The sequence below is a fragment of the Pseudomonas sp. MWU16-30323 genome, assembly GCF_020515595.1.
Taxonomy (GTDB): Bacteria; Pseudomonadota; Gammaproteobacteria; order Pseudomonadales; family Pseudomonadaceae; genus Aquipseudomonas; species Aquipseudomonas yamanorum.
Genome location: NZ_JAIWYM010000044.1, coordinates 11,978 through 35,243, shown reverse-complemented (window position 1 = coordinate 35,243; position 23,266 = coordinate 11,978). Strand labels below are relative to the sequence as shown.

Below are 23,266 nucleotides of genomic sequence, written 5' to 3'. Positions count from 1 at the left end.
CGTCGGTGCAACCTTTAACGTTGCGTCTTGCCCGAAGGCAAAACTCTCAAGAAGTGGTGGGTGATGACGGGATCGAACCGCCGACCCTCTGCTTGTAAGGCAGATGCTCTCCCAGCTGAGCTAATCACCCTTTGCTTCGTTGAGGCCGCGAAATTTACGCAGGTAGCGGACCTAAGTCAATAGCCTGCTTGAAGTTTTTCCGAAAAAGACAAAATGACTTCAGCACTGCGACCCACCCTACTCGTTGTAAATCATCTTCTTGCTCATGCCACCGTCGACGACGAACTCCTGGCCAGTCACAAACCCGGCATTGCGCGACAGCAACCACGCCACCATCGCCGCCACGTCTTCCACCGTGCCTACCCTGCCCGCCGGGTGCTGGGCGTGATCCGCATCCGTCAGCGGCTCGGCACGGCGTGCAGCCGGGTCACGGGCATCAATCCAGCCCGGGCTGACGGCATTGACCCGCACTTCCGGCCCAAGGCTCATGGCCAGTGCGTGGGTCAGGGCCAGCAAACCGCCCTTGCTCGCTGCGTAGGCTTCGGTGTCCGGCTCCGACTGGCGGGCCCGGGTCGACGCCAGGTTAACGATGGCACCACCGTGGGCTCGCAGGTACGGCGCACAGTGCTTGGCCAGCAGCATTGGCCCACTGAGGTTCACCGCCATTACGCGGTTCCAGTAAGCCAGGTCGAGACTTTCCAGGGTGATGTTGCGTGGATCGGCCACCGCCGCATTGCACACCAATGCATCCAGGCGCCCGAACTGGCCAAGCACCTCCGCCACGCCCTGGGCAACCTGCCGCTCATCCGCGACGTCCATGGTGATAAACCAGGCATTGTCGCCCAGCACCTTGGACACCTTGGAACCGCGCTCACGATCAAGATCCGTGAGCACCACCTGCCAGCCTTCGCTGATCAGCCAGGCGGCAATGCCCAGGCCGATACCCCGCGCCGCGCCGGTCACCAATGCGACGCGCCCGTTACTGGCGCCCGCAGCGTCCATGGACCACTCGATCACAGGGCAGCCAACCCACGGGCCAGATCGGCCTGCAAGTCGGCAACGTCTTCCAGGCCCACGGCAATGCGGATCAGGCTGTCACGGATACCGGCCGCTTCACGTTCCTGCGGCGCCAGGCGCCCGTGGGACGTGGTGCTTGGATGCGTGATGGTGGTCTTGCTGTCCCCCAGGTTGGCGGTGATGGAAATCAGGCGGGTTGCATCGATAAAGCGCCAGGCGCCCTCTTTGCCGCCCTTGACTTCGAAACTCACCACCGCGCCAAAACCACGCTGCTGGCGCTGGGCCAACGCGTGTTGCGGGTGGCTCTTGAGGCCGGCGTAGTGGACTTTCTCGATGCCGTCCTGTTGCTCCAGCCACTCGGCCAGGGCCTGGGCGTTGGCACAATGGGCCTTCATCCGCAGGCTCAGGGTTTCCAGGCCTTTGAGGAAGATCCAGGCATTGAACGGGCTCAGGGTCGGGCCGGCAGTGCGCAGGAAGCCCACCACTTCCTTCATCTGCTCGCTACGGCCGGCAACCACACCGCCCATGCAACGACCCTGGCCGTCGATGAACTTGGTGGCCGAATGCACGACGATGTCCGCGCCCAGCTTCAGCGGCTGTTGCAGCGCCGGGGTGCAGAAGCAGTTGTCGACGATCAGCATCGCGCCCTTGGCGTGAGCCACTTCGGACAGTGCCGCAATGTCCACCAGTTCGGCCAACGGATTGGACGGCGACTCGACGAACAGCAATTGGGTGTTGGCCTTGATGGCCGCGTCCCAGCCGGACAGGTCCGCCAGCGGCACGTAGTCGACTTCAATGCCAAAGCGCTTGAAGTACTTTTCGAACAGGCTGATGGTGGAACCAAACACGCTGCGCGAGACCAGGACGTGGTCGCCGGCGCTGCACAGGCTCATGACCACCGCGAGAATCGCGGCCATGCCCGTGGCAGTGGCGACCGCTTGCTCGGCGCCTTCCAGCGCGGCGATACGCTCTTCGAACGCACGCACGGTCGGGTTGGTGTAGCGCGAATACACGTTGCCCGGCACTTCACCGGCAAAACGCGCAGCGGCGTCGGCGGCTGTGCGGAACACATAGCTGGAGGTAAAGAACATCGGGTCACCGTGCTCACCTTCCGGGGTGCGGTGCTGGCCGGCGCGCACAGCCAGGGTATCGAAAGCTACGCCATCGAGGTCGCTGTCCAACCGACCGGCATCCCATTCCTGACTCATGCTCTACTCCTCAACTCGAATGCTTTATCAAAGATACAAAACCGGCCCCTCAGGGCCGGTGTCTACTCAGTTGTTGTACAGGTCGATGATCGCGCTGACCGCCTGGGTCTTGATCTTCGAGGAATCGTTACGGGCCTGCTCGATCTTGTTCAGGTAGGCCTCGTCGACATCGCCGGTGACGTACTTGCCGTCGAACACTGCGCAGTCGAACTCATCGATCTTGATCTTGCCACCACCGACGGCTTCGATCAGGTCCGGCAGGTCCTGATAGATCAGCCAGTCGGCGCCGATCAGGTCCGCAACGTCCTGGGTCGAACGGTTGTGGGCGATCAGTTCGTGGGCGCTCGGCATGTCGATGCCGTACACGTTCGGGTAACGCACGGCAGGCGCGGCGGAACAGAAGTAAACGTTCTTCGCCCCGGCTTCGCGGGCCATCTGGATAATCTGCTTGCAGGTGGTGCCGCGCACGATGGAGTCATCCACCAGCATCACGTTCTTGCCGCGGAACTCCAGCTCGATCGCGTTGAGCTTCTGACGCACCGACTTCTTGCGTGCGGCCTGGCCGGGCATGATGAAGGTACGGCCGATGTAGCGGTTCTTGACGAAGCCTTCGCGGAATTTCACGCCCAGGTGGTTCGCCAGCTCCAGCGCTGCGGTGCGGCTGGTGTCCGGAATCGGGATAACCACGTCGATGTCGTGGTCAGGACGCTCGCGCAAGATCTTGTCCGCCAGCTTCTCGCCCATGCGCAGACGCGCCTTGTACACCGAAACACCGTCGATGATCGAATCCGGACGCGCCAGGTAGACGTGTTCGAAGATGCACGGGGTGAGTTTCGGGTTCAGTGCACACTGACGGGTGTGCAGCTTGCCGTCTTCAGTGATGTAGACCGCTTCGCCTGGCGCCAGGTCGCGGATCAGGGTAAAGCCCAGCACGTCCAGGGACACGCTTTCGGAAGCAATCATGTACTCGACGCCTTCGTCGGTGTGACGCTGGCCGAACACGATCGGGCGGATGCCGTGGGGGTCGCGGAAACCGACGATGCCGTAGCCGGTCACCATCGCCACCACGGCATAACCGCCGACGCAACGGTTGTGCACGTCAGTCACGGCAGCGAACACGTCTTCTTCGGTCGGCTGCAGCTTGCCGCGCTGGGCCAGCTCGTGGGCGAACACGTTCAGCAGGACTTCGGAGTCCGAGTTGGTGTTGACGTGGCGCAGGTCAGATTCGTAAATCTCCTTGGCCAGTTGTTCAACGTTGGTCAGGTTGCCGTTGTGCGCCAGGGTGATGCCATACGGCGAGTTGACGTAGAACGGCTGGGCTTCGGCCGAGGTCGAGCTGCCCGCTGTCGGGTAGCGCACGTGACCAATGCCCATGTGCCCGACCAGGCGCTGCATGTGGCGCTGATGGAACACGTCGCGCACCAGACCATTGTCCTTGCGCAGAAATAACCGGCCGTCGTGGCTGGTCACAATACCGGCAGCATCCTGGCCGCGGTGCTGGAGGACGGTTAGCGCGTCATACAGCGCCTGATTCACGTTCGACTTACCGACGATACCGACGATGCCACACATGCGACGCAACCCCTACTTAATGAATCTTGACTGAACACAACTTACTGAGGCGTTTTGGCCGGCAAGAGGTGTTCCTTGAACGGAAGATCAGCGGGTACGCTGATCCCGCTGGCCAGCCACTGACTGCTCCACCCCAAAATGAGGTTTTTGGACCAATCTGCAACCAATAGAAATTTTGGCACGAGTACAGACTCCTGCCACCACGAATCCTGCTGTACCGGCCCCAGGCTCAACAGCCCGACCGCCACGACCACCAGCAAGCCGCCACGCGCGGCGCCGAAGGCCATGCCGAGAAATCGATCGGTCCCGGAGAGGCCGGTGACGCGTATCAATTCGCCGATAAGATAATTGACCATTGCCCCCACCAACAACGTGGCGATGAACATGATGGCGCAGCCCGCGATGACGCGAGCCGAAGGTGTTTCGATGTATCCGGCCAGGTAGACGGACAATGAACCGCCGAACATCCAGGCGACAACCCCTGCGATGATCCATGTCAGCAGCGACAATGCTTCTTTGACGAAGCCGCGGCTCAGACTGATCAAAGCGGAGATGGCGACGATTGCAACGATCGCCCAATCAACCCAGGTAAATGGCACAGTTCAGCCTACAGACGGATAAGGCGGCGCATTTTAGCAGAGCGTCGGGCTATCGGTAAGCTGTGATTGGCTGTGCATTTGAAATCAATGAGTTATAGGGGAATGGAAACCGGCCTGTCGCGGCACGCCCAAAACACCTGTGGGAGCGGGCTTGCTCGCGAAGGCGGTGGGCCAGACAATAAATCTGCTGACTGATACACCGCCTTCGCGAGCAAGCCCACTCCCACATTGACCGCATTCCAGCTTGAATCCTTGCAGCCTTAGCCTTTTTCGGGCTGGAAGCGAACCACAAAGCCCTTGAGCTTTTGCTGGCGATCCAGCGAGTCACGCAGGCGATCCGCCTCGGCGCGCTCGATCAACGGCCCGACAAATACCCGGTTCTTGCCGTCGGCACTGCGGATATAGGCGTTGTAACCCTGGCTGCGCAGGGTTTTCTGCAAGGCTTCGGCGCTTTCGCGATTGGCCAGGCTGGCCAACTGGATCGACCAGCTGATCGGCAAGCCATTGGGATCAATGCGGCTTTGGCCGACGTCCGGCTTGCCCGGTGCAGCCGGTTGTGGCGCCACAGGTTTTGGTGCTGGCGCCGGGGTCGCAGGCTTGGCCGCGACTGCCGGAGCAACAGGCGCAGGCTTCACCACCGGCACACTCGGCTGAATCGGCATCGACGGCGCTTGCTGTGCAGCCACTTCGTCATCGGTCGGCACCGGCTCTTCTTCCGGCAGCGCCTGCGGCTCGGGAACCACCACCGGTTCAACCTGAACCTGCGGCACCGCGGGCGCCTGGGGCGCAGCCGGGGCCTCGACGGTCACCTGGCGTTGCTCGTCCTGACGGGAAAACAGCATCGGCAGAAAAATCACCGCCAACGCCACCAGAACCAGGGCTCCCACCATTCGCTGCTTGTATGCGCTATCCAGTAATGCCATGTGCAGCTTCCTCCGTGGAGCGCCGGGCCAACCACTCGAGTGCCTCGGCAACACAATAAAATGATCCGAACAACAGAATCTCATCCTCAGGCGTCGCAACCGCGCACTGGGCTTCCAGGGCGGCTGTCACGCTTGCATGGGACGTCACCGACGCGCCAAGGTTCTGCAACGCGGCCTGCAACTCGACGGCAGGACGACTGCGGGACGTGTCCAGCGGCGCAACCGCCCAGGCCTGGACGTCGCCCAACAAGGGTGCAACCACACCGTCCAGGTCCTTGTCGGACAGCAACCCGAACACCGCGAGGCGGCGACCGACGGGCGGCGTACGTGCCAGGCGCTTGGCCAGGTATTCAGCCGCGTGAGGGTTATGCCCCACATCCAGCAGCAGGTTCAGGCGCTTGCCCTTCCAGTCGAAGCTGCGTCGATCAAGGCGCCCCACCACGCGGGTCGCCTGCAACGTAGCGGCAATCTGCTCGGCATGCCAGGGCAGATCCAGCAACAGATAGGCTTGCAGCGCGAGCGCGGCGTTTTCCATCGGCAGGTTCAGCAGCGGCAGGTCGTGCAATTCAACGGTTTGGCCGCGTGCATCAACCCCGCGCCATTGCCAATGCAGGTCGCCAATCTCGAGATTGAAATCACGCCCACGCAGGAAGAATGGGCAATCCAACTCGCGCACCTTGTCCAGCAAGGTATGCGGCGGATCAAGGTCGCCGCACAGTGCAGGCTTGCCCTGGCGGAAAATCCCGGCCTTTTCATAGGCCACGGACTCACGGGTATTACCCAGATAGTCCGCATGGTCGACACCAATGCTGGTGATCAGCGCCAGGTCGGCATCCACCACGTTGACCGTGTCCAGACGCCCGCCCAGGCCGACTTCCAGCACCACCACATCGAGTTGTGCACGCTCGAACAGCCAGAACGCCGCCAGGGTGCCCATCTCGAAATAAGTCAGGGAAATCTCGCCACGCCCGGTATCGAGCGCGGCGAAGGCTTCGCAGAGCTGCTCGTCAGTGGCTTCGACGCCATTGAGCTGCACCCGCTCGTTGTAGCGCAGCAGGTGCGGCGAGTTGTACACGCCGACCTTCAGGCCCTGGGCTTGCAGCAAGGCCGCGACAAAGGCGCAGGTAGAACCCTTGCCGTTGGTGCCGGTCACCGTGATCACCCGCGGCGCCGGCCTGCCCAACCCGAGGCGGGCCGCTACCTGTTGCGAGCGCTCCAGGCCCATGTCGATGGCTGACGGATGCAACTGCTCAAGGTAGGCGAGCCATTCGCCCAGGGTACGTTGGGTCATATGTTTGCAGGCACCGGTGGCACGACGATTGGCTCGATTTTAGGCGCGACGTACACAGGCGTCGGCAGGCCCATCATCTGGGCCAGCAGGCTACCCAGGCGTGGGCGCAGTTCGCCACGGGGAATGATCAGGTCGATCGCGCCGTGTTCCAGCAGGAACTCGCTGCGCTGGAAACCTTCCGGCAGTTTTTCGCGAACGGTTTGCTCGATAACACGCGGGCCGGCGAAACCGATCAGGGCCTTAGGCTCGCCGACGATCACATCACCCAGCATCGCCAGGCTGGCGGAAACGCCGCCGTAGACCGGATCGGTCAGCACGGAGATGAACGGAATACCCTCTTCGCGCAGACGCGCCAGTACCGCGGAGGTCTTGGCCATTTGCATCAGGGAGATCAGCGCTTCCTGCATCCGCGCGCCGCCGGACGCCGCGAAGCAGATCATCGGGCAGCGGTTTTCCAGGGCGTAGTTGGCGGCACGTACAAAACGCTCGCCAACGATGGCGCCCATGGAACCGCCCATGAAGGAGAATTCGAAGGCGGAAACCACTACTGGCATGCCCAGCAGCTTGCCGCTGACAGAAATCAGCGCGTCCTTCTCACCGGTCTGCTTTTGGGCCGCGGTCAGGCGGTCCTTGTACTTCTTGCCGTCGCGGAACTTCAGACGGTCAACCGGCTCCAGGTCGGCGCCCAGTTCAGAGCGACCATCAGCGTCGAGGAAGATATCAATGCGGGCGCGAGCGCCGATACGCATGTGGTGGTTGCACTTGGGGCAAACGTCCAGGGTCTTTTCCAGCTCCGGGCGGTACAACACCGCGTCGCAGGATGGGCACTTGTGCCAAAGACCTTCAGGAACCGAGCTTTTCTTCACCTCGGAACGCATGATCGAAGGGATCAGTTTGTCTACTAACCAGTTGCTCATGCTTTCTTTCTCCAGTACCGGTGGCTTGAACACAGCCCCGCGTATGCCCTTGAGCTAAATTCATATGTGGCGATGACACAAACTGGACGGGGTCAGACGTTCGACCTGCCATTTCCTGCCTGTGCCCTCAGCCTTCCAGACAACCTGCCGTGCAGGGTTGCCACTTCATTGCCGGGCCTCCCACAGGCGGCACCGGGCTGTTTTACACAGTGGTAGTTATGGACGGCGGCAGACTGCCAGCCGTCACATCGTGCCACTGCTGTCGCGCACGGCCTGCATGAATGCGCGAATCTTTGCGTGATCCTTGATGCCCCGGGCCTGCTCTACCCCGCCGCTGACGTCCACCGCGTACGGCCGAACCTGCTGGATCGCGCTGGCCACGTTGCCCGGATTCAGGCCGCCCGCCAGGATGATCGGCTTGCTCAGGCCGTCAGGAATCAATGACCAGTCAAACGCTTCGCCGGTGCCACCGGGAACGCCTTCGACGTAGGTGTCGAGGAGTATCCCGCGCGCTCCGGCATAAGCCGCGCACGCCACCGCGATATCGTCGCCAGCCTTGACCCGCAACGCCTTGATATACGGACGCTGGTAGCTTTCGCACTCATCAGGGCTTTCATCGCCGTGAAACTGCAACATGTCCAGTTGCACCGCATCGAGGGTTTCATTGAGTTCGCAACGGCTGGCGTTGACGAACAACCCGACGGTGGTCACGAACGGCGGTAGCGCGGCAATGATCGCCCGCGCCTGTAACACATTCACCGCCCGCGGGCTTTTGGCATAAAACACGAAACCGATGGCATCGGCCCCCGCCTCGACCGCCGCCAACGCGTCTTCTATGCGGGTAATCCCGCAAATCTTGCTGCGAACGGCAGACATGTCGATGAAACCTCAGGGCGTGTCCGAGAAAGTCCCGGATGGTAACAAATGCTTTTGAGGGCGTCAGCCGCCAAGTTCGCTGAAACCTGTGAGGAAGTGTGGCCCGATGAACCGCTGGGGCAATTCGAACTCGTCGCGGTACTCCACATCCACCAGGTACAGGCCGAACGGATGCGCCGTGACGCCGCCGGTGCGACGAATCCGGCTTTCCAGCACTTCCTTGGCCCACTCCACCGGCCGCTCGCCGGTACCGATGGTCATCAGCACCCCGGCGATGTTACGCACCATGTGGTGCAGGAAGGCGCCGGCGCGAATATCCAGCACGATCATCTTGCCGTGGCGGGTGACCCGCAGGTGATGGACTTCCTTGATCGGCGACTTGGCCTGGCACTGGCCGGCACGAAACGCACTGAAATCATGGATACCCACCAGATGCTGGGCGGCCTCGGCCATGCGCTCGGCGTCCAGAGGGCGGTGGTTCCAGGTGATTTCTTCGTTGAGATGGGCCGGACGGATCTGATCGTTGTAGATCACATAGCGATAACGCCGGGCGATGGCCTTGAAGCGTGCGTGAAAGTCCGCCGGCATCACCTTGGCCCAACTGACGCTGACGTCGTGGGGCAAGTTGATATTGGCGCCCATCACCCACGCCTTCATCGAGCGCTCGGCCTGGGTATCAAAGTGCACCACTTGCCCGCAGGCATGCACGCCGGCGTCGGTCCGCCCGGCACACATCAGCGACACCGGCGAGTCGGCGACCTTCGACAGGGCCTTCTCCAGGGTTTCCTGCACCGTCGGCACACCGGAGGCCTGGCGCTGCCAGCCGCGATAGCGTGAGCCTTTGTATTCCACGCCCAGGGCGATTCTGAAAAAGCCTGCGGCCGCCATTTCGGCGGCCGCGTTATCTATATTTGCCAAGAACTGAGAGCCTGATGAGTTGCGCAAAGGCGGCCATTATAAGGCCGCGCGCCGAGCTTGGGGCTTTTTGTAGGAGCGAGCTTGCTCGCGAAGGTCGTCAACGATAACGCGCCCATCCTGGATGAACGCGGTGCCTGGGAGTTCTTCGCGAGCAAGCTCGCTCCTGCAGGTGGGGAAGGGATCAAGCCAGCCGGCTGAGCATTTCCTTGGCTTCGCCTTTCTGACCGTCGTCGCCTTCCTTGAGCACTTCGCCAAGAATGTCCCGCGCACCGTCGGCATCGCCCATGTCGATGTAGGCCTGCGCCAGGTCGAGCTTGGTCGCCACTTCATCGGTACCGGACAGGAAGTCGAATTCCGGCTCGTCGCCCCCCAATGCCGCGTCTTCTTCGGTGAAGGAAGGCTCGATGGGCGGATGCTCCAGGCTTTGCGACAGACGATCCAGCTCGGCATTGACGTCATCAAGCTTGGAGGCGAATGCATCTGGCTTGGCCGCAGCAGGCGCCTCGGGCTCGTCGGCCAGGGACAGGTCGAAATCCTCCGGCAGGTCGAGGTCGTCCAGGTCGGCCGGCGTCAGTGTCGGCGGCTCTACTGGTGGCAGGTCCTTCATCTGGTCTTCAAGGCCGGAGAGGAAGTCGTCGTCGGACTGGGTCGACGAGGGTGGATCGAGTTGCAGGTCCAGGTCGAAATCCGAGAGGTCTTCCGCGCTGGCCTTGGCCTCGGTCTGCTGTTGCAACACCGCTTCAAAGCTCAGGTCGTCGTCCGACGCCGGGTGAACCACGGCTGGCGAAGCCGCCTCCAGATCGTCCAGGCTCAGGTCGAAGTCGGTGTCAAACGCGTCCGGCTCAGGCGCAGGCTCTGGTGCTGGCGGCGCAGGTTCGTCCTTGAGCAGGTCCTTGACGTATTGGGCGTCGAGAGCGGCAGCGGCAACGGCAGCGCTGACACCGGCCGCGAGCACGGCCATGGCCGGGAAGCGGCTTTTCAGCTGTTCAACCTGGGCGTGATTCTCGCCATTGGCGACCAGTTGACGCTCCTGAGTGACAAACCCGTCCTTGTTGCCCTGCAAACCGTGGACTTCCATCAGCTTGAGACGCAGGTCGCTGCGGGCGGGCTCTTGCTTGATTGCATCTTCCAGCACTTCAGCAGCCTGGTTCAGGTGGCCACGGTCGATATGCGACTGGGCTTGCGCCAGGGCGTCGGCCGGGCGCTCTGCGGCAACAGGGGCGACGACCGGCGCGATCACCGGAGCAACCACTGCCGCCGGGGCTGGAGCTGGAGCTGGAGCTGGAGCTGGAGCTGGAGCCAGCTTGACGTTCGGCGGCGGTACATCAAGGCCTTCGAAACTGTCAGATGGCAGATCGTGATCAATGTTCGGCGCAAACTCCGGCTCTTCAGCCAGGGCCCGTGCCATGCGCAGGTGTTTTTCTTCTTCAAGGCGCGCATTGCGATGACGGGCCCACAGCAGCAGAAGCAACAGCACCAGCAAACCCGCTGCGCCGCCGATTACGCCGAGCACGATCGGGTTGGTCAGCAGGTCGTTGAATTTACCTTCAGTGCTGGCCGGTGCCGCATCCGCCTTGACCGGCGTCTCGACCGGCGCAGCCGCTGGGGTTGCTGCCGGAGCTGCCGCAGACGGCGCCGCCGGTTGTGCAGCCACTTCAGCCGGCATCGCCGCCGTGGCAGCAGGCTGCGCCGCAGCACCACCCGGGGTCTGCAACTTGGCCAGCTGGTTGTTCTTGAGCTCGATCAGCCGCTGCAGCTTGTCCAGCTGACTTTGCAGGTCAGCCATGCGGCTTTTCAGTTCTTCATTCTCGCGGCGGGTCGAATCCAGGCTTTCCTGGGTCACCGCCAGCTTGTTGTTCAAGGCCCGGCTGTCGCCCGCCGCGCCCTTCCCGCCCTTCCTGGCCGCTTCGGCCGAGACCAGGCTCAAATTGTCCTTGGTATTGGTCTGCGACGGTGCATTACCCGCCTGGGTACGCTTGGTCGCGTCCAGCTGCGCCTTGCCGGCGAGCTGATTGCCGCCACGGCGGCCCTGGCGCCACGCCGCGTTTTGCGCCGTCACTTCAGCAATCGCCTCGGGCTGCGGCAGGCTGGTGCTTTGCCCCGAATCCGGCAGGCGCAGGACCTGGCCGGTTTTCATGCGGTTGATGTTGCCGTCGATAAAGGCGTCAGGGTTCAGCGCCTGAATGGCCAGCATGGTTTGCTGCACCGAGGCGCCATTGCGGTTTTTCGCGGCGATTTCCCACAAGGTGTCGTGGGACGTCGTGGTGTGTTCCTTGGGCTTGCTGATAGCCGGAGCCGTCGCAGGCGCGTTCAAACGTGGCGCGGGCGCGGGTGCACTGGCGGCCGGGGTCGATTGGTCGAACTTGGCCGGGTCCAGCAATACGCTGTAGTCGCGCATCAGGCGGCCGTTGGGCCATTGCACCTGCAGCAGGAAACGCACATAGGAATCCGGCAGCGGCTTGCTGGAGGTGACACGCACCACACTGCGGCCGTTGGGATTGACCACCGGGGTAAACGTCAGGTCGCTCAGGAACGCCTGGCGATCAACACCCGCATCCACAAAGGCCTGGGAAGACGCGAGGCTGGGGGTGATCTCGGAGGCGGTCAGGCCACCGACGTCGAGCAATTCGATCTCCACCGACAGCGGCTGGTTCAGCTTCGACTTGAGGGTCATCTCCCCAAGCTGCAGTGCTTGCGCCATACCGGAGGACAGCGCCGAGGCGGCCGCTATTGCTAACACCAGTTTGCGAACTTGAACCATAGCCTCATCCTTTTTGAACACTCCCCGGCCTGCGAGAAGGGTGGTAACCGCTGCCATAAGGCATGGCGAGCCGATAGGTTACCGACGCGCAATCTTTCCAGCTTGGGACCAAGCATAGCGCTTGGCTAGAATCAATCTACAAATTGCCGCCAAGTATCTTTTACACAAGGTCTTTTATCAACAACTGCGCCAGCTGTACGGCGTTCAGTGCGGCACCTTTGCGTACGTTATCTGACGTCAGCCACATATTTAGTTCCGCCGGATCATCGACACCGGCACGCACCCGACCCACGTAGACCACATCCTGACCGACCGCATCGCCAACCGCCGTAGGGTAATCGCCCTCTTCTACCCGCTCGATGCCCGGCGCCGAGTCCAGGGCACGGTTGACGGCGGCAAGATCGACCGCGGCCGCCAATTGCAGGGACACAGTCAGGCTATCGCCAAAAAACACCGGGGCTTGAACGCAGGTTGCGGAAATCTTTAGCAAAGGCATTTCCAGCACGGCGCGCAATTCGTGTACCAGGCGTTTTTCGAGGGCGGTGTGGCCCTGGCCGTCAGGCTTGCCGACCTGGGCCAGCAGGTTGAACGCCATCTGCCGATCAAAGAATTTTGGCTCCAACGGGCGCACGTTCAGCAACTCGGCGGTCTGCCGGGCGAGTTCGCTGACCGCTTCACGGCCCTGGGCGGAAACGGCGAGATTGGCCGTGACGCTGACGCGCTGGATATCCAGCAAGCCGCGCAGTGGCGCCAGCACCACAGCCAGGGCGGTGGCCGACGGGCTTGGGCTGCTGACCTGGTACGGCTTTTTCAGGCCATCCAGGACGTGGGCATTGGCTTCCGGCACCACTTGCGGCGCCTGATCGGCCGGCAACGCGCCAGACAGGTCGATCAGCGTGCAGCCGGCGGCGGTGGCGCGCGGAGCGAAACTCAAGGTGACAGCGGGACCGGCGGCGAAAAACACCAGTTGGACCTTGCTGAAATCAAATTCGTCGACTTCCCGTACGCGCACGTTCTTGCCCCGAAACGGCACCGAATGCCCGGCCGACTCGCTGCTGGCCAGCAGGTGCAGGTTGCCTACCGGGAAGTCCTGCTCTTCGAGGATCTGCACCAGGGTTTCGCCAACGGTGCCGGTGGCGCCGATCACGGCAATATCAAAGGTCTGGGTCATGGGGGCTGCCTCGGGCATTGCGGGGGGGAGCGGCACTTTACCGGGTGGCCGGGGGTGAGGCAATTGGGCTGGGGCGTGTGGTGTGGCTGATGGCCCCATCGCGGGCAAGCCCGGCTCCCACAGTTGACCGAGTTGTTCAGGCAAACACCGTTCACTGTGGGAGCCGGGCTTGCCCGCGATGAGGCCCTGAAGAGCAATAAAAAACCCGCGCCTGTCACCAGAACGCGGGTTTCTTATTACCAGCAGCGATTACCGCTCCAGCAAGATCCGCAGCATGCGACGCAACGGCTCAGCCGCGCCCCACAGCAGTTGGTCGCCGACGGTGAACGCGCCCAGGTACTGAGTCCCCATGTTCAGTTTGCGCAGACGGCCAACCGGCACATTCAGGGTACCGGTCACCTTGTTCGGGCTTAGTTCCTGGATGCTGATATCGCGGTTGTTCGGCACCAGCTTGACCCAAGGGTTGTGCTGGCTGATCAGCCCTTCGATATCGGCAATCGGCACGTCTTTGTTCAGCTTGATGGTCAGCGCCTGGCTGTGGCAACGCATGGCGCCGATGCGCACGCAGATGCCGTCCACCGGGATCGGGCTCTTGAAGCGACCAAGGATCTTGTTGGTCTCGGCCTGGGCCTTCCACTCTTCACGGCTCTGGCCGTTAGGCAGTTCCTTGTCGATCCACGGGATCAGGCTACCGGCCAGTGGCACGCCGAAGTTCTCGGTCGGGTAGGCTTCACTGCGCATGGCTTCGGCCACACGGCGGTCGATGTCGAGGATCGCGCTGGCCGGGTCAGCCAGTTGATCGGCGACTGCCGCGTGGGTCGCGCCCATCTGCTTGATCAGTTCACGCATGTTCTGCGCGCCGGCACCGGACGCAGCCTGATAGGTCATGGCGCTCATCCACTCCACCAGGCCGGCTTCGAACAAGCCGCCCAGGCCCATCAGCATCAGGCTGACGGTGCAGTTGCCGCCGATGTAGTTCTTGGTGCCCGCGTCCAACTGCTGGTCGATCACCTTGCGGTTGACCGGGTCCAGGACGATGACCGCGTCATCCTGCATGCGCAGGCTGGAAGCGGCGTCGATCCAGTAACCCTGCCAGCCGGCTTCGCGCAGCTTGGGGAAGACTTCGCTGGTGTAGTCGCCGCCCTGGCAGGTCAGAATGACGTCAAGGGTCTTCAGTTCTTCAATGTTGTAGGCGTCCTTGAGCGGAGCAATGTCCTTGCCCACGGACGGCCCTTGACCACCTACATTGGAGGTGGTGAAAAACACCGGCTCAATAAGATCAAAATCCTGCTCTTCCAGCATCCGCTGCATGAGCACGGAACCGACCATACCGCGCCAACCGATCAGACCTACACGTTTCATCGCAACTACACCTTGTTCAAAAGTGGGCCGCCTTGCAGCAACATCTGCAAGCGGGCCCGAGAGATTACAGATTCCGCAGCGCGGCGACTACTGCGTCGCCCATTTCTTGCGTACCAACCTTGGTGCAACCCTGGGACCAGATGTCGCCGGTGCGCAGGCCTTGGTCCAGCACCAGGCTCACAGCCTTCTCGATGGCATCCGCCGCGTCGGTCAGGTTGAAGCTGTAACGCAGCATCATCGACACCGACAAAATGGTCGCCAACGGGTTGGCAATGCCCTGCCCGGCGATGTCCGGCGCCGAACCGTGGCACGGCTCGTACATGCCCTTGTTGTTGGCATCCAGGGACGCCGACGGCAGCATGCCGATGGAGCCGGTGAGCATCGAGGCCTGGTCGGACAGGATGTCGCCGAACAGGTTGTCGGTGACGATCACGTCGAACTGCTTGGGTGCACGCACCAGCTGCATGGCGGCGTTGTCGACGTACATGTGGCTCAGCTCGACGTCCGGGTAGTCCTTGGCGACTTCCTCGACGATTTCACGCCACAGCTGGCTGGAGGCCAATACGTTGGCCTTGTCCACCGAGCAGACCTTCTTGCCACGCACGCGGGCCATGTCGAAACCGACACGGGCGATACGGCGGATTTCACTCTCGCTGTACGGCAGGGTGTCGTAGGCCTGACGCTCACCATTCTCCAACTCCCGCACGCCCCGTGGCGAGCCGAAGTAGATACCGCCGGTCAGCTCGCGGACGATCAGGATGTCCAGGCCCGCGACGATTTCCGGCTTCAGGCTGGAAGCGTCCGCCAGCTGCGGGTAAAGGATCGCCGGGCGCAGGTTGCCGAACAGGCCCAGTTGCGCACGGATTTTCAACAGGCCGCGCTCAGGGCGGATGTCACGTTCGATCTTGTCCCATTTCGGGCCACCCACGGCGCCCAGCAGCACGGCGTCGGCTGCGCGGGCACGGTCCAGGGTCTCGTCGGCCAGGGGCACGCCGTGCTTGTCGATGGCCGCGCCGCCGATCACGTCGTGGCTCAGTTCGAAGCCGAGGCTGTACTTGCCGTTGGCCACTTCCAGGACCTTGACCGCTTCGGCCATGATTTCCGGACCAATGCCGTCGCCAGGGAGAATCAGAATCTGCTTGCTCATGAGTTCCTCATTTCATCAAGCGACCTGCCCATGGGCAGGTCGGGAAAAATTAATCAGCGTTCGGCCCAGACCACCAGCACGTCGGTGCTGAAGGTGCCGTCGGCTTGAATCTCGAAATAATCGCGCACTTCCTGGCCCATCGCCTTTTGCAACTCCAGGATTGCGGCGCGCAATACCTCTGGGGTGCGCATGCGCTCCACCCACGAGGTGTATTCCAGGCACAGGCGCTGGCGGCTGCTGTTGCGTACATGCAAACCGGCTTCGCTGAGGTGGCGCATCCACTCGCCGGCGGAATAGTCGCGCACGTGGCTGGTGTCGCGCAGCACTTCGACGGTTTGCAGGTAAGTGTCCAACAGCGGGCTGCCCGGTGACAAGACATCCACAAACGCGGCCACGCCGCCCGGCTTGAGCACCCGGCGCACTTCACGCAGGGCCAGGCCGAGGTCGCTCCAGTGGTGGGCCGAATAGCGGCTGAACACGAAGTCGAACTCGCCATCGGCAAACGGCAGGCGCTCGGCGGCGCCGTGCACGGTGCGGATGTTGCCCAGGCCACGGTCCACGGCAGCGGCGGCGACTACGTCGAGCATTTGCTGGGACAGGTCGTAGGCCACCACTTCTTTAACCAACGGTGCAACGTTGAAACTGACATGACCGGCGCCACAACCCAGGTCCAGCAGTCGTGCTGCGCCCTGCCCGGCCAGTTCGGCCTGGAGCAGCGCGAATTCGGTGCCTTGAGCGTGAACTGCGCTGCTCAGGTAGGCCGAGGCCTGTTCGCCGAATTGTTTTTGCACGACTTGGGTGTGGGCGGTGCTGGTCATGATGATTTCCCTTGGGTTTTGTGGTGTTTGTACGGGCGCTATCGCAGGCAAGCCAGCTCCCACACTCGACCGTGTTCACAGGTCAACATGTGGGAGCGGGCTTGCCCGCGATGGGGCCCGCACGACCTACCTCAAATCAAGCGTCGCGAAACAACCAAGGCTGGCTCGCCCGGTGCTTGGCTTCAAACGCTGCAATCGCATCACCGTCCTGCAGAGTCAGGCCGATGTCGTCCAGGCCATTGATCAGGCAGTGTTTGCGGAAGGCGTCCACTTCAAAGTGATACACCTTGCCGTCCGGACGGGTCACGGTCTGCGCCGCCAGGTCGATGGTCAACTGGTAGCCCACATCGGCTTCCACTTGCTGGAACAACTCGTCCACTTCGGCATCGCTCAAGATGATCGGCAGCAGGCCGTTCTTGAAGCTGTTGTTGAAGAAGATGTCGGCGTAGCTCGGCGCGATGATGCTGCGAAAGCCATATTCTTCCAGGGCCCACGGCGCGTGCTCACGGCTGGAGCCGCAACCGAAGTTTTCCCGGGCCAGCAACACGCTGGCGCCTTGGTAACGTTCGGCGTTGAGCACGAACTCCTTGTTCAACGGGCGCTTGGAGTTGTCCTGGTAGGCGTAGCCCACGTCCAGGTAGCGCCACTCGTCGAACAGGTTCGGGCCGAAGCCGGTGCGTTTGATCGACTTCAAGAACTGCTTGGGAATGATCTGGTCGGTGTCCACGTTGGCACGGTCCAACGGCGCGACTAAACCGGTGTGTTGGGTAAAAGCTTTCATCGGGTATTCCTCAGATCAATTCGCGAACGTCGATGAAACGACCGTTGACGGCAGCCGCAGCGGCCATGGCCGGGCTCACCAGGTGGGTACGGCCACCGGCGCCCTGGCGCCCTTCGAAGTTACGGTTGGACGTGGACGCGCAATGCTCGCCCGACTCCAAGCGGTCCGGGTTCATTGCCAGGCACATGGAGCAGCCCGGCTCGCGCCATTCAAAACCGGCTTCGAGGAAGATCTTGTCGAGGCCTTCGGCTTCAGCCTGGGCTTTAACCAGACCCGAACCTGGCACCACGATCGCCTGCTTGATGGTCGAGGCGACTTTGCGGCCCTTGGCGATGACGGCCGCAGCGCGCAAGTCTTCGATCCGCGAGTTGGTGCAGGAGCCGATAAACACGCGATCCAACTGGATGTCGGTGATCGCCTGGTTGGCTTTCAAGCCCATGTACTTCAAGGCGCGCTCGATGGAACCGCGCTTGACCAGGTCGGTTTCCTTGGCCGGGTCCGGCACGTTCTGGTCAACGGCCAACACCATTTCCGGCGAGGTGCCCCAGCTGACTTGCGGCTTGATCTGGGCAGCGTCGAGGGTGACCACGGTGTCGAATACGGCATCGGCGTCGGACACCAGGTCTTTCCAGGCTTCGACAGCCGCGTCCCAATCGGCGCCGCTTGGTGCGAATGGACGACCCTTGACGTAGGCAATGGTCTTTTCATCCGCCGCCACCATGCCCACACGGGCACCGGCTTCGATGGACATGTTGCAGATGGTCATGCGGCCTTCGATGGACAGGTCGCGAATCGCGCTGCCGGCGAATTCGATGGCGTGGCCGTTACCGCCGGCAGTGCCGATCTTGCCGATCACGGCGAGGACGATGTCCTTGGCAGTGACGCCGAAAGGCAACTCACCTTCCACCGACACCAGCATGTTCTTCATCTTCTTGGCGACGAGGCACTGGGTGGCGAAAACGTGCTCCACCTCGGACGTGCCGATGCCGTGCGCCAAGGCGCCAAACGCACCGTGGGTGGAGGTGTGGGAGTCACCGCAGACCACGGTCATGCCGGGCAACGTGGCGCCCTGCTCCGGGCCGATCACGTGAACAATGCCTTGACGCACGTCATTCATCTTGAATTCGGTGATGCCATATTCGTCGCAGTAATCATCGAGGGTCTGCACCTGGAGGCGCGACACGGTGTCGACGATGGCGTCGATCCCGCCTTTACGCTCCGGGGTAGTCGGCACGTTGTGGTCCGGGGTGGCGATGATCGAGTCGACGCGCCAAGGCTTGCGCCCGGCCAGTCGCAGGCCTTCGAACGCTTGAGGCGAGGTCACTTCATGGATGATGTGACGGTCGATGTAGATCAGCGACGACCCATCATCGCGCCGTTTCACTTCATGGGAATCCCAAAGCTTGTCGTAAAGCGTTTTGCCGGCCATCACACGGTCCTCATCAGGTGTTTCTATGCCCCGGGCCTTGAACGATTCAATAACCCTTTGGCTTGTGAGGCTGATGGTATGGCGCTACATTAAATAACTCAAATTCATATTTTTTATGCTTTGGATTACCAACTGGAATAGCACAATGGACCTGGCCAACCTCAATGCCTTCATCGCCATCGCCGAGACCGGCAGCTTCTCCGGTGCCGGCGAACGCCTGCACCTCACCCAACCCGCCATCAGCAAGCGCATCGCCGGCCTGGAGCAGCAATTAAAGGTGCGCCTGTTCGACCGACTGGGGCGCGAAGTCGGCCTCACCGAAGCCGGGCGCGCATTACTACCGCGGGCTTATCAGATTCTCAACGTGCTGGACGACACCCGCCGCGCCCTGACCAACCTCACCGGCGAGGTCAGCGGGCGCCTCACTCTGGCCACCAGCCACCATATCGGCCTGCACCGCCTGCCGCCGGTACTGCGTACGTTTACTCGGGAATACCCGAACGTCGCCCTGGATATTCAGTTTCTCGATTCAGAAGTGGCCTACGAAGAAATCCTCCATGGCCGCGCCGAGGTGGCCGTGATCACCCTCGCGCCGGAGCCCCACACGCTGGTGCGGGCCACCCCGGTGTGGGACGACCCGCTGGATTTCGTGGTGGCACCGGAACACAGCCTGATCAGCAACGGCAACGTCAACCTGGCGGACATCGCCCGGCACCCGGCGGTGTTTCCCGGGGGCAACACCTTTACCCACCACATCGTGCAGCGGCTGTTCGAGGCCCAGGGCCTGACGCCGAACATCGCCATGAGCACCAACTACCTGGAAACCATCAAGATGATGGTCTCCATCGGCCTGGCCTGGAGCGTGCTGCCCCGCACCATGCTCGATGATCAGGTGGCACGCATCGCTTTGCCGGGCATACAGCTCAGTCGCCAGCTAGGCTATATCGTGCACACCGAAAGGACGCTGTCGAACGCTGCGCGGGCTTTCATGAGCCTATTGGATGCACAGGTCGATCTGCCAGGGAATCAGGCTTGAATCGCCGTGGCCCCTAGACCGTGAACCCGCGCCGAACGCCCATTGAGCCAAGGCCCTTTGATAATGCGCAACCCCGTGGATACCGTGCCACCCCTGCCCCGCATCTACGCCCTGGACCCACAGGAGGCGGAACAGAGCTGGGACAGCGCGCCGCAACTGCTGGCGGCCCTCAATGCTGCCCGGCTGGGCGCCTGGAGCTGGGAAATCGATACCGGCCGGATCAGCTGGTCCCGAGGCACCCAGGCGCTGTTCGGCTTCGACCCGCGCCAGCCGCTGCCTGAAGACCTGGAGTACCTGGACCTGCTGGCCCCCGAGGACCGCGCCAAGGTAGTCCGGGCTTTTCATGCGGTGCTGGCCGGCGAGCCCGCTGTCCAAGCCATGCACCACCGTATCCAATGGCCCGATGGCAGCCTGCACTGGCTGGAAATCAATGGCAGCCTGCTACCGGACAAGGCCGGGCGTCGGCGAATGATCGGGGTAATCCGCGAGATCACCCACCAGCGCGAACGCGAACACGCCCTCAGCCACTCGGAAAAACGCTTCGCCACGCTGTTTCACCTGTGCCCGCTGATGGTCCTGCTGACCCGCCAGACGGACGGCCTGATCAGCGAAGCCAACCAGTACTTCGAGAGCCTGTTCGGCTGGCCGCTGGCCGATGCCATTGGCCGCAGCACATTGGAGCTGGGCCTCTGGGTACACCCCGAACAACGTGCGCACCTGGTCAAGGCCACCCAGCGCAAAGGCGCCCCCATCACCATGGAAGTGCAGTTTCGCGCCAGCAACGGGCAGATCCACGATGGCACCCTCAGCGCCCAGAAAGTCGAGCTGGACGGCGAGGACTACCTGATCAGCACCTTCCTCGACACCACTGAACGCAAAAATGCCGAACAAGCCCTCAAGGACAGCCAGGAACGCCTGGACCTGGCCCTCGACTCGGCACAACTGGGCACCTGGGACTGGCACATCCCCAGCGGCATGCTCTACGGCTCGGCCCGCGCCGCCCAGTTGCACGGGCTGGAACCCCAACCGTTTCACGAATCCTTCGACGCTTTTTTTGAAGGCATGCCTCAGGAAGAGCGCGAAAACATGCGCAACGCCTACCGTACCCTGCGCGAAGGCCCGGCGGGCAACTACCAACTGACCTATCGCGTGCAACTGGAAGACGGCAGCTCGCGCTACCTGGAAAGCCGCGCCCGCCTGTATCGCGATGACGTGGGGGTGCCGCTGCGCATGGCCGGCACGCTGCTCGACATCACCGACCAGGTCGAGCGCGAACAACGCCTGACTGCGTCGGAAGAAAAATTCGCCAGCCTGTTTCTCGCCAGCCCCGACCCGATCTGCGTGACGCGCCTGGAAACCGGCCAGTTTATCGAGATCAACCCGGCCTTCACCCAGACCTTCGGCTGGACCGCCGCCGAGGTGCTCAACAACAACGCCGAACAGATCGGTTTGTGGGATGAGCCCAGCAAGCGCCTGCAACGCATCGAGCAGGTGATTCGCGAACAGTCCCTGAGCAACGTGGCCATCACCGTTCATCACAAGAACGGCCAGATCCTTAACTGCATGATCTCCAGCCGCCTGATCCAGGTCAGCGATCAACCCTGCATTGTCACCACGTTGCGGGACATCACCCAGCAGCAACGCTCGGAAGCGGCGCTCAAGGCCAGTGAAGAGAAGTTCGCCAAGGCCTTTCACTCCAGCCCCGACGCGGTGTCGATCACCGAGCGCGATACCGGGCGCTATGTCGAGGTCAACGACGGCTTCTGCCGCTTGACCGGCTACCGCGCCGAAGAGGCGATCGGCCTCACGCTGTATCAGATCGGCATCTGGGCCGACGAAAACCAGCGCGCAGCTTTATTGGCCGAGCTGCAGATCAAGGGCCGCATTCATCACCTGGAAATGCTCTGGCACAACAAGCGCGGCGAAGTGCTGGCGGTTGAAGTGTCGGTGGAACCCATCACCCTCAATGAAACCCCGTGCCTGCTGCTGACCGCCCGGGACGTGAGCCTGCTGAAAAACGCCCAGGCGCAGATTCGCCACCTGGCCTATCACGACCCGCTGACCAACCTGCCCAACCGCGCCCTGCTGATGGACCGCCTGAGCCAGCAGATTGCCCTGCTCAAGCGTCACAACCTGCGGGGCGCCCTGCTGTTCCTCGACCTGGACCACTTCAAGCACATCAACGATTCCCTCGGCCACCCGGTGGGCGACACCGTGCTGAAAATCGTCACCGCACGCCTCGAAGCCAGCGTGCGCATGGAAGACACCGTAGCGCGCCTGGGGGGCGATGAGTTTGTGGTACTGCTCAGCGGGCTGGAAGGTTCGCGTCAGCAGGTCAGTGCCCAGGTTTCGGAGTTGGCCGATACCCTGCGCGAACTGTTGTCCGAACCGATGTTCCTGGATGGCCAGCGCTTGCAGGTCACGCCGAGCATTGGCGTGGCCCTGATCCCCGATCACGGTTCAACCCCGGCGGATTTGCTCAAGCGTGCCGATATTGCGCTGTACCGGGCCAAGGACTCGGGGCGCAACACGATCCAGATGTTCCACAACAGCATGCAGAAAACCGCCAGTGAGCGACTGCGCATGGAAACCGACCTGCGCCTGGCCCTGTCCCGCGGTGAATTCAGCGTGCATTACCAACCGCAAGTGGATGCCCGGGGCAACCGGATCGTCGGCGCTGAAGCCCTGGTGCGCTGGCAGCACCCGCAACTGGGCGCGCAATCGCCGACTGAATTCATCAAGGTGCTGGAAGACAGCGGGTTGATCCTGGAAGTGGGTACCTGGATCCTCGACGAAGCCTGCGGAACCTTCGCGCAATTGATCAGCGAGGGCCTGGTGGACCCGCTGAATTTCAGCCTGTGCGTCAACATCAGCCCCCGGCAGTTCCGCCAGAACGACTTTGTCGAGCGGGTGGAGCGCAGCCTGCGTGAGCACCATCTGCCTTATACCCTGCTGAAACTGGAAATCACCGAAGGCATCGTGATCCAGAATCTGGACGACACCATCAGCAAAATGCGCCGCCTGAAAAAGCTCGGTGTGAGTTTTGCGATGGATGATTTCGGCACCGGCTATTCATCCTTGACCTACCTCAAGCGCCTGCCGGTGGATGCGCTGAAGATCGACCAGTCGTTCGTGCGCGACGCCACCCATGACCCCAACGATGCGGAGATCATCCGTGCCATTGTGGCCATGGCGCGCAGCTTGAACCTGGACGTCATTGCCGAAGGTGTGGAAACCCCTGAGCAACTGGCGTTTTTGCAGGGGCTTGGGTGTCATTTATATCAGGGGTATCTGCACAGTCGACCCTTGCCAGTGGAAGGATTCAGGCAGGTACTGAAGCGAATGCCTCAGGCCACTTCATCGGAATAAGTTGCACCGGATTTTCCTGATGGGCAGCTGCTTTTTGAGCCTGTAGGTTCAGGTGCTTTCCATTTTCGGAC

General features: G+C 62.2%; 18 protein-coding genes and 1 tRNA gene. 2 read left to right on the top strand and 17 right to left on the bottom strand.

The annotated features are described in order from the left end of the window. Window positions 1-54 precede the first annotated feature (54 nt). The 17 genes from LIY45_RS28740 to leuC all read right to left on the bottom strand — a co-directional run bounded on the left by LIY45_RS28740 (window position 55) and on the right by leuC (window position 18,790). Window positions 55-130 (bottom strand) — tRNA-Val (locus tag LIY45_RS28740). A 107-nt stretch (window positions 131-237) separates the two neighbouring features. Continuing rightward, window positions 238-1,002 (bottom strand): SDR family oxidoreductase, encoded by a 765-nt coding sequence (locus tag LIY45_RS28735; RefSeq protein ID WP_226478403.1) that lies wholly within the window; start codon window positions 1,000-1,002, stop codon window positions 238-240. Window positions 1,003-1,013: 11 nt separating this feature from the next. Continuing rightward, window positions 1,014-2,225, bottom strand: a complete 1,212-nt coding sequence (locus LIY45_RS28730; RefSeq protein ID WP_226478402.1) for an O-succinylhomoserine sulfhydrylase — start codon at window positions 2,223-2,225, stop codon at window positions 1,014-1,016. A gap of 66 nt (window positions 2,226-2,291) precedes the next feature. Further along, complete coding sequence (purF, locus tag LIY45_RS28725; protein ID WP_017478807.1) at window positions 2,292-3,797, bottom strand: amidophosphoribosyltransferase; 1,506 nt, start codon at window positions 3,795-3,797, stop codon at window positions 2,292-2,294. A gap of 41 nt (window positions 3,798-3,838) precedes the next feature. Continuing rightward, on the bottom strand, window positions 3,839-4,396 hold the full coding sequence (locus LIY45_RS28720) for a CvpA family protein (RefSeq protein ID WP_003212681.1): 558 nt from the start codon (window positions 4,394-4,396) through the stop codon (window positions 3,839-3,841). Between the two features lie 260 nt (window positions 4,397-4,656). Then, complete coding sequence (locus LIY45_RS28715) at window positions 4,657-5,319, bottom strand: SPOR domain-containing protein (protein WP_226478401.1); 663 nt, start codon at window positions 5,317-5,319, stop codon at window positions 4,657-4,659. Continuing rightward, entirely contained in the window at window positions 5,303-6,610 is a 1,308-nt protein-coding gene (gene folC, locus LIY45_RS28710; protein ID WP_226478400.1) for a bifunctional tetrahydrofolate synthase/dihydrofolate synthase, read from the bottom strand. Before folC ends, LIY45_RS28715 begins: the two co-directional genes overlap by 17 nt. Beyond that, window positions 6,607-7,527 (bottom strand): acetyl-CoA carboxylase, carboxyltransferase subunit beta, encoded by a 921-nt coding sequence (gene accD / locus LIY45_RS28705; protein ID WP_003212675.1) that lies wholly within the window; start codon window positions 7,525-7,527, stop codon window positions 6,607-6,609. Before accD ends, folC begins: the two co-directional genes overlap by 4 nt. A 243-nt stretch (window positions 7,528-7,770) precedes the next feature. Then, window positions 7,771-8,403, bottom strand: coding sequence for a phosphoribosylanthranilate isomerase (locus LIY45_RS28700; protein ID WP_226478399.1), 633 nt, complete (start codon window positions 8,401-8,403; stop codon window positions 7,771-7,773). Window positions 8,404-8,466: 63 nt separating this feature from the next. After that, window positions 8,467-9,291: a tRNA pseudouridine(38-40) synthase TruA gene (gene truA, locus LIY45_RS28695; RefSeq protein WP_017478802.1), complete on the bottom strand. Its 825-nt coding sequence runs from the start codon at window positions 9,289-9,291 to the stop codon at window positions 8,467-8,469. Window positions 9,292-9,502: 211 nt separating this feature from the next. After that, on the bottom strand, window positions 9,503-12,082 hold the full coding sequence (locus tag LIY45_RS28690) for a FimV/HubP family polar landmark protein (protein ID WP_226478398.1): 2,580 nt from the start codon (window positions 12,080-12,082) through the stop codon (window positions 9,503-9,505). Between the two features lie 160 nt (window positions 12,083-12,242). Then, the gene (locus LIY45_RS28685) at window positions 12,243-13,253 is read right to left on the bottom strand and encodes an aspartate-semialdehyde dehydrogenase (RefSeq protein WP_226478397.1); all 1,011 of its coding nucleotides are present in this window, start codon (window positions 13,251-13,253) and stop codon (window positions 12,243-12,245) included. Window positions 13,254-13,502: 249 nt separating this feature from the next. Continuing rightward, window positions 13,503-14,615, bottom strand: coding sequence for an aspartate-semialdehyde dehydrogenase (asd, locus tag LIY45_RS28680; RefSeq protein WP_010175747.1), 1,113 nt, complete (start codon window positions 14,613-14,615; stop codon window positions 13,503-13,505). Window positions 14,616-14,679: 64 nt separating this feature from the next. After that, window positions 14,680-15,762: a 3-isopropylmalate dehydrogenase gene (gene leuB / locus LIY45_RS28675; protein ID WP_093199370.1), complete on the bottom strand. Its 1,083-nt coding sequence runs from the start codon at window positions 15,760-15,762 to the stop codon at window positions 14,680-14,682. Between the two features lie 53 nt (window positions 15,763-15,815). Beyond that, window positions 15,816-16,580, bottom strand: a complete 765-nt coding sequence (locus LIY45_RS28670; RefSeq protein WP_226478396.1) for a class I SAM-dependent methyltransferase — start codon at window positions 16,578-16,580, stop codon at window positions 15,816-15,818. A gap of 136 nt (window positions 16,581-16,716) precedes the next feature. Beyond that, complete coding sequence (gene leuD, locus LIY45_RS28665; protein WP_017478797.1) at window positions 16,717-17,361, bottom strand: 3-isopropylmalate dehydratase small subunit; 645 nt, start codon at window positions 17,359-17,361, stop codon at window positions 16,717-16,719. A 10-nt stretch (window positions 17,362-17,371) separates the two neighbouring features. After that, window positions 17,372-18,790, bottom strand: coding sequence for a 3-isopropylmalate dehydratase large subunit (gene leuC, locus LIY45_RS28660; RefSeq protein ID WP_003212658.1), 1,419 nt, complete (start codon window positions 18,788-18,790; stop codon window positions 17,372-17,374). A 145-nt stretch (window positions 18,791-18,935) separates the two neighbouring features. Here leuC and LIY45_RS28655 point away from each other — a divergent pair, with 145 nt between their 5' ends. Continuing rightward, window positions 18,936-19,826: a LysR family transcriptional regulator gene (locus tag LIY45_RS28655; protein WP_076014707.1), complete on the top strand. Its 891-nt coding sequence runs from the start codon at window positions 18,936-18,938 to the stop codon at window positions 19,824-19,826. A 63-nt stretch (window positions 19,827-19,889) separates the two neighbouring features. Next, the gene (locus LIY45_RS28650; RefSeq protein ID WP_226478395.1) at window positions 19,890-23,195 is read left to right on the top strand and encodes a bifunctional diguanylate cyclase/phosphodiesterase; all 3,306 of its coding nucleotides are present in this window, start codon (window positions 19,890-19,892) and stop codon (window positions 23,193-23,195) included. Window positions 23,196-23,266 lie beyond the last annotated feature (71 nt).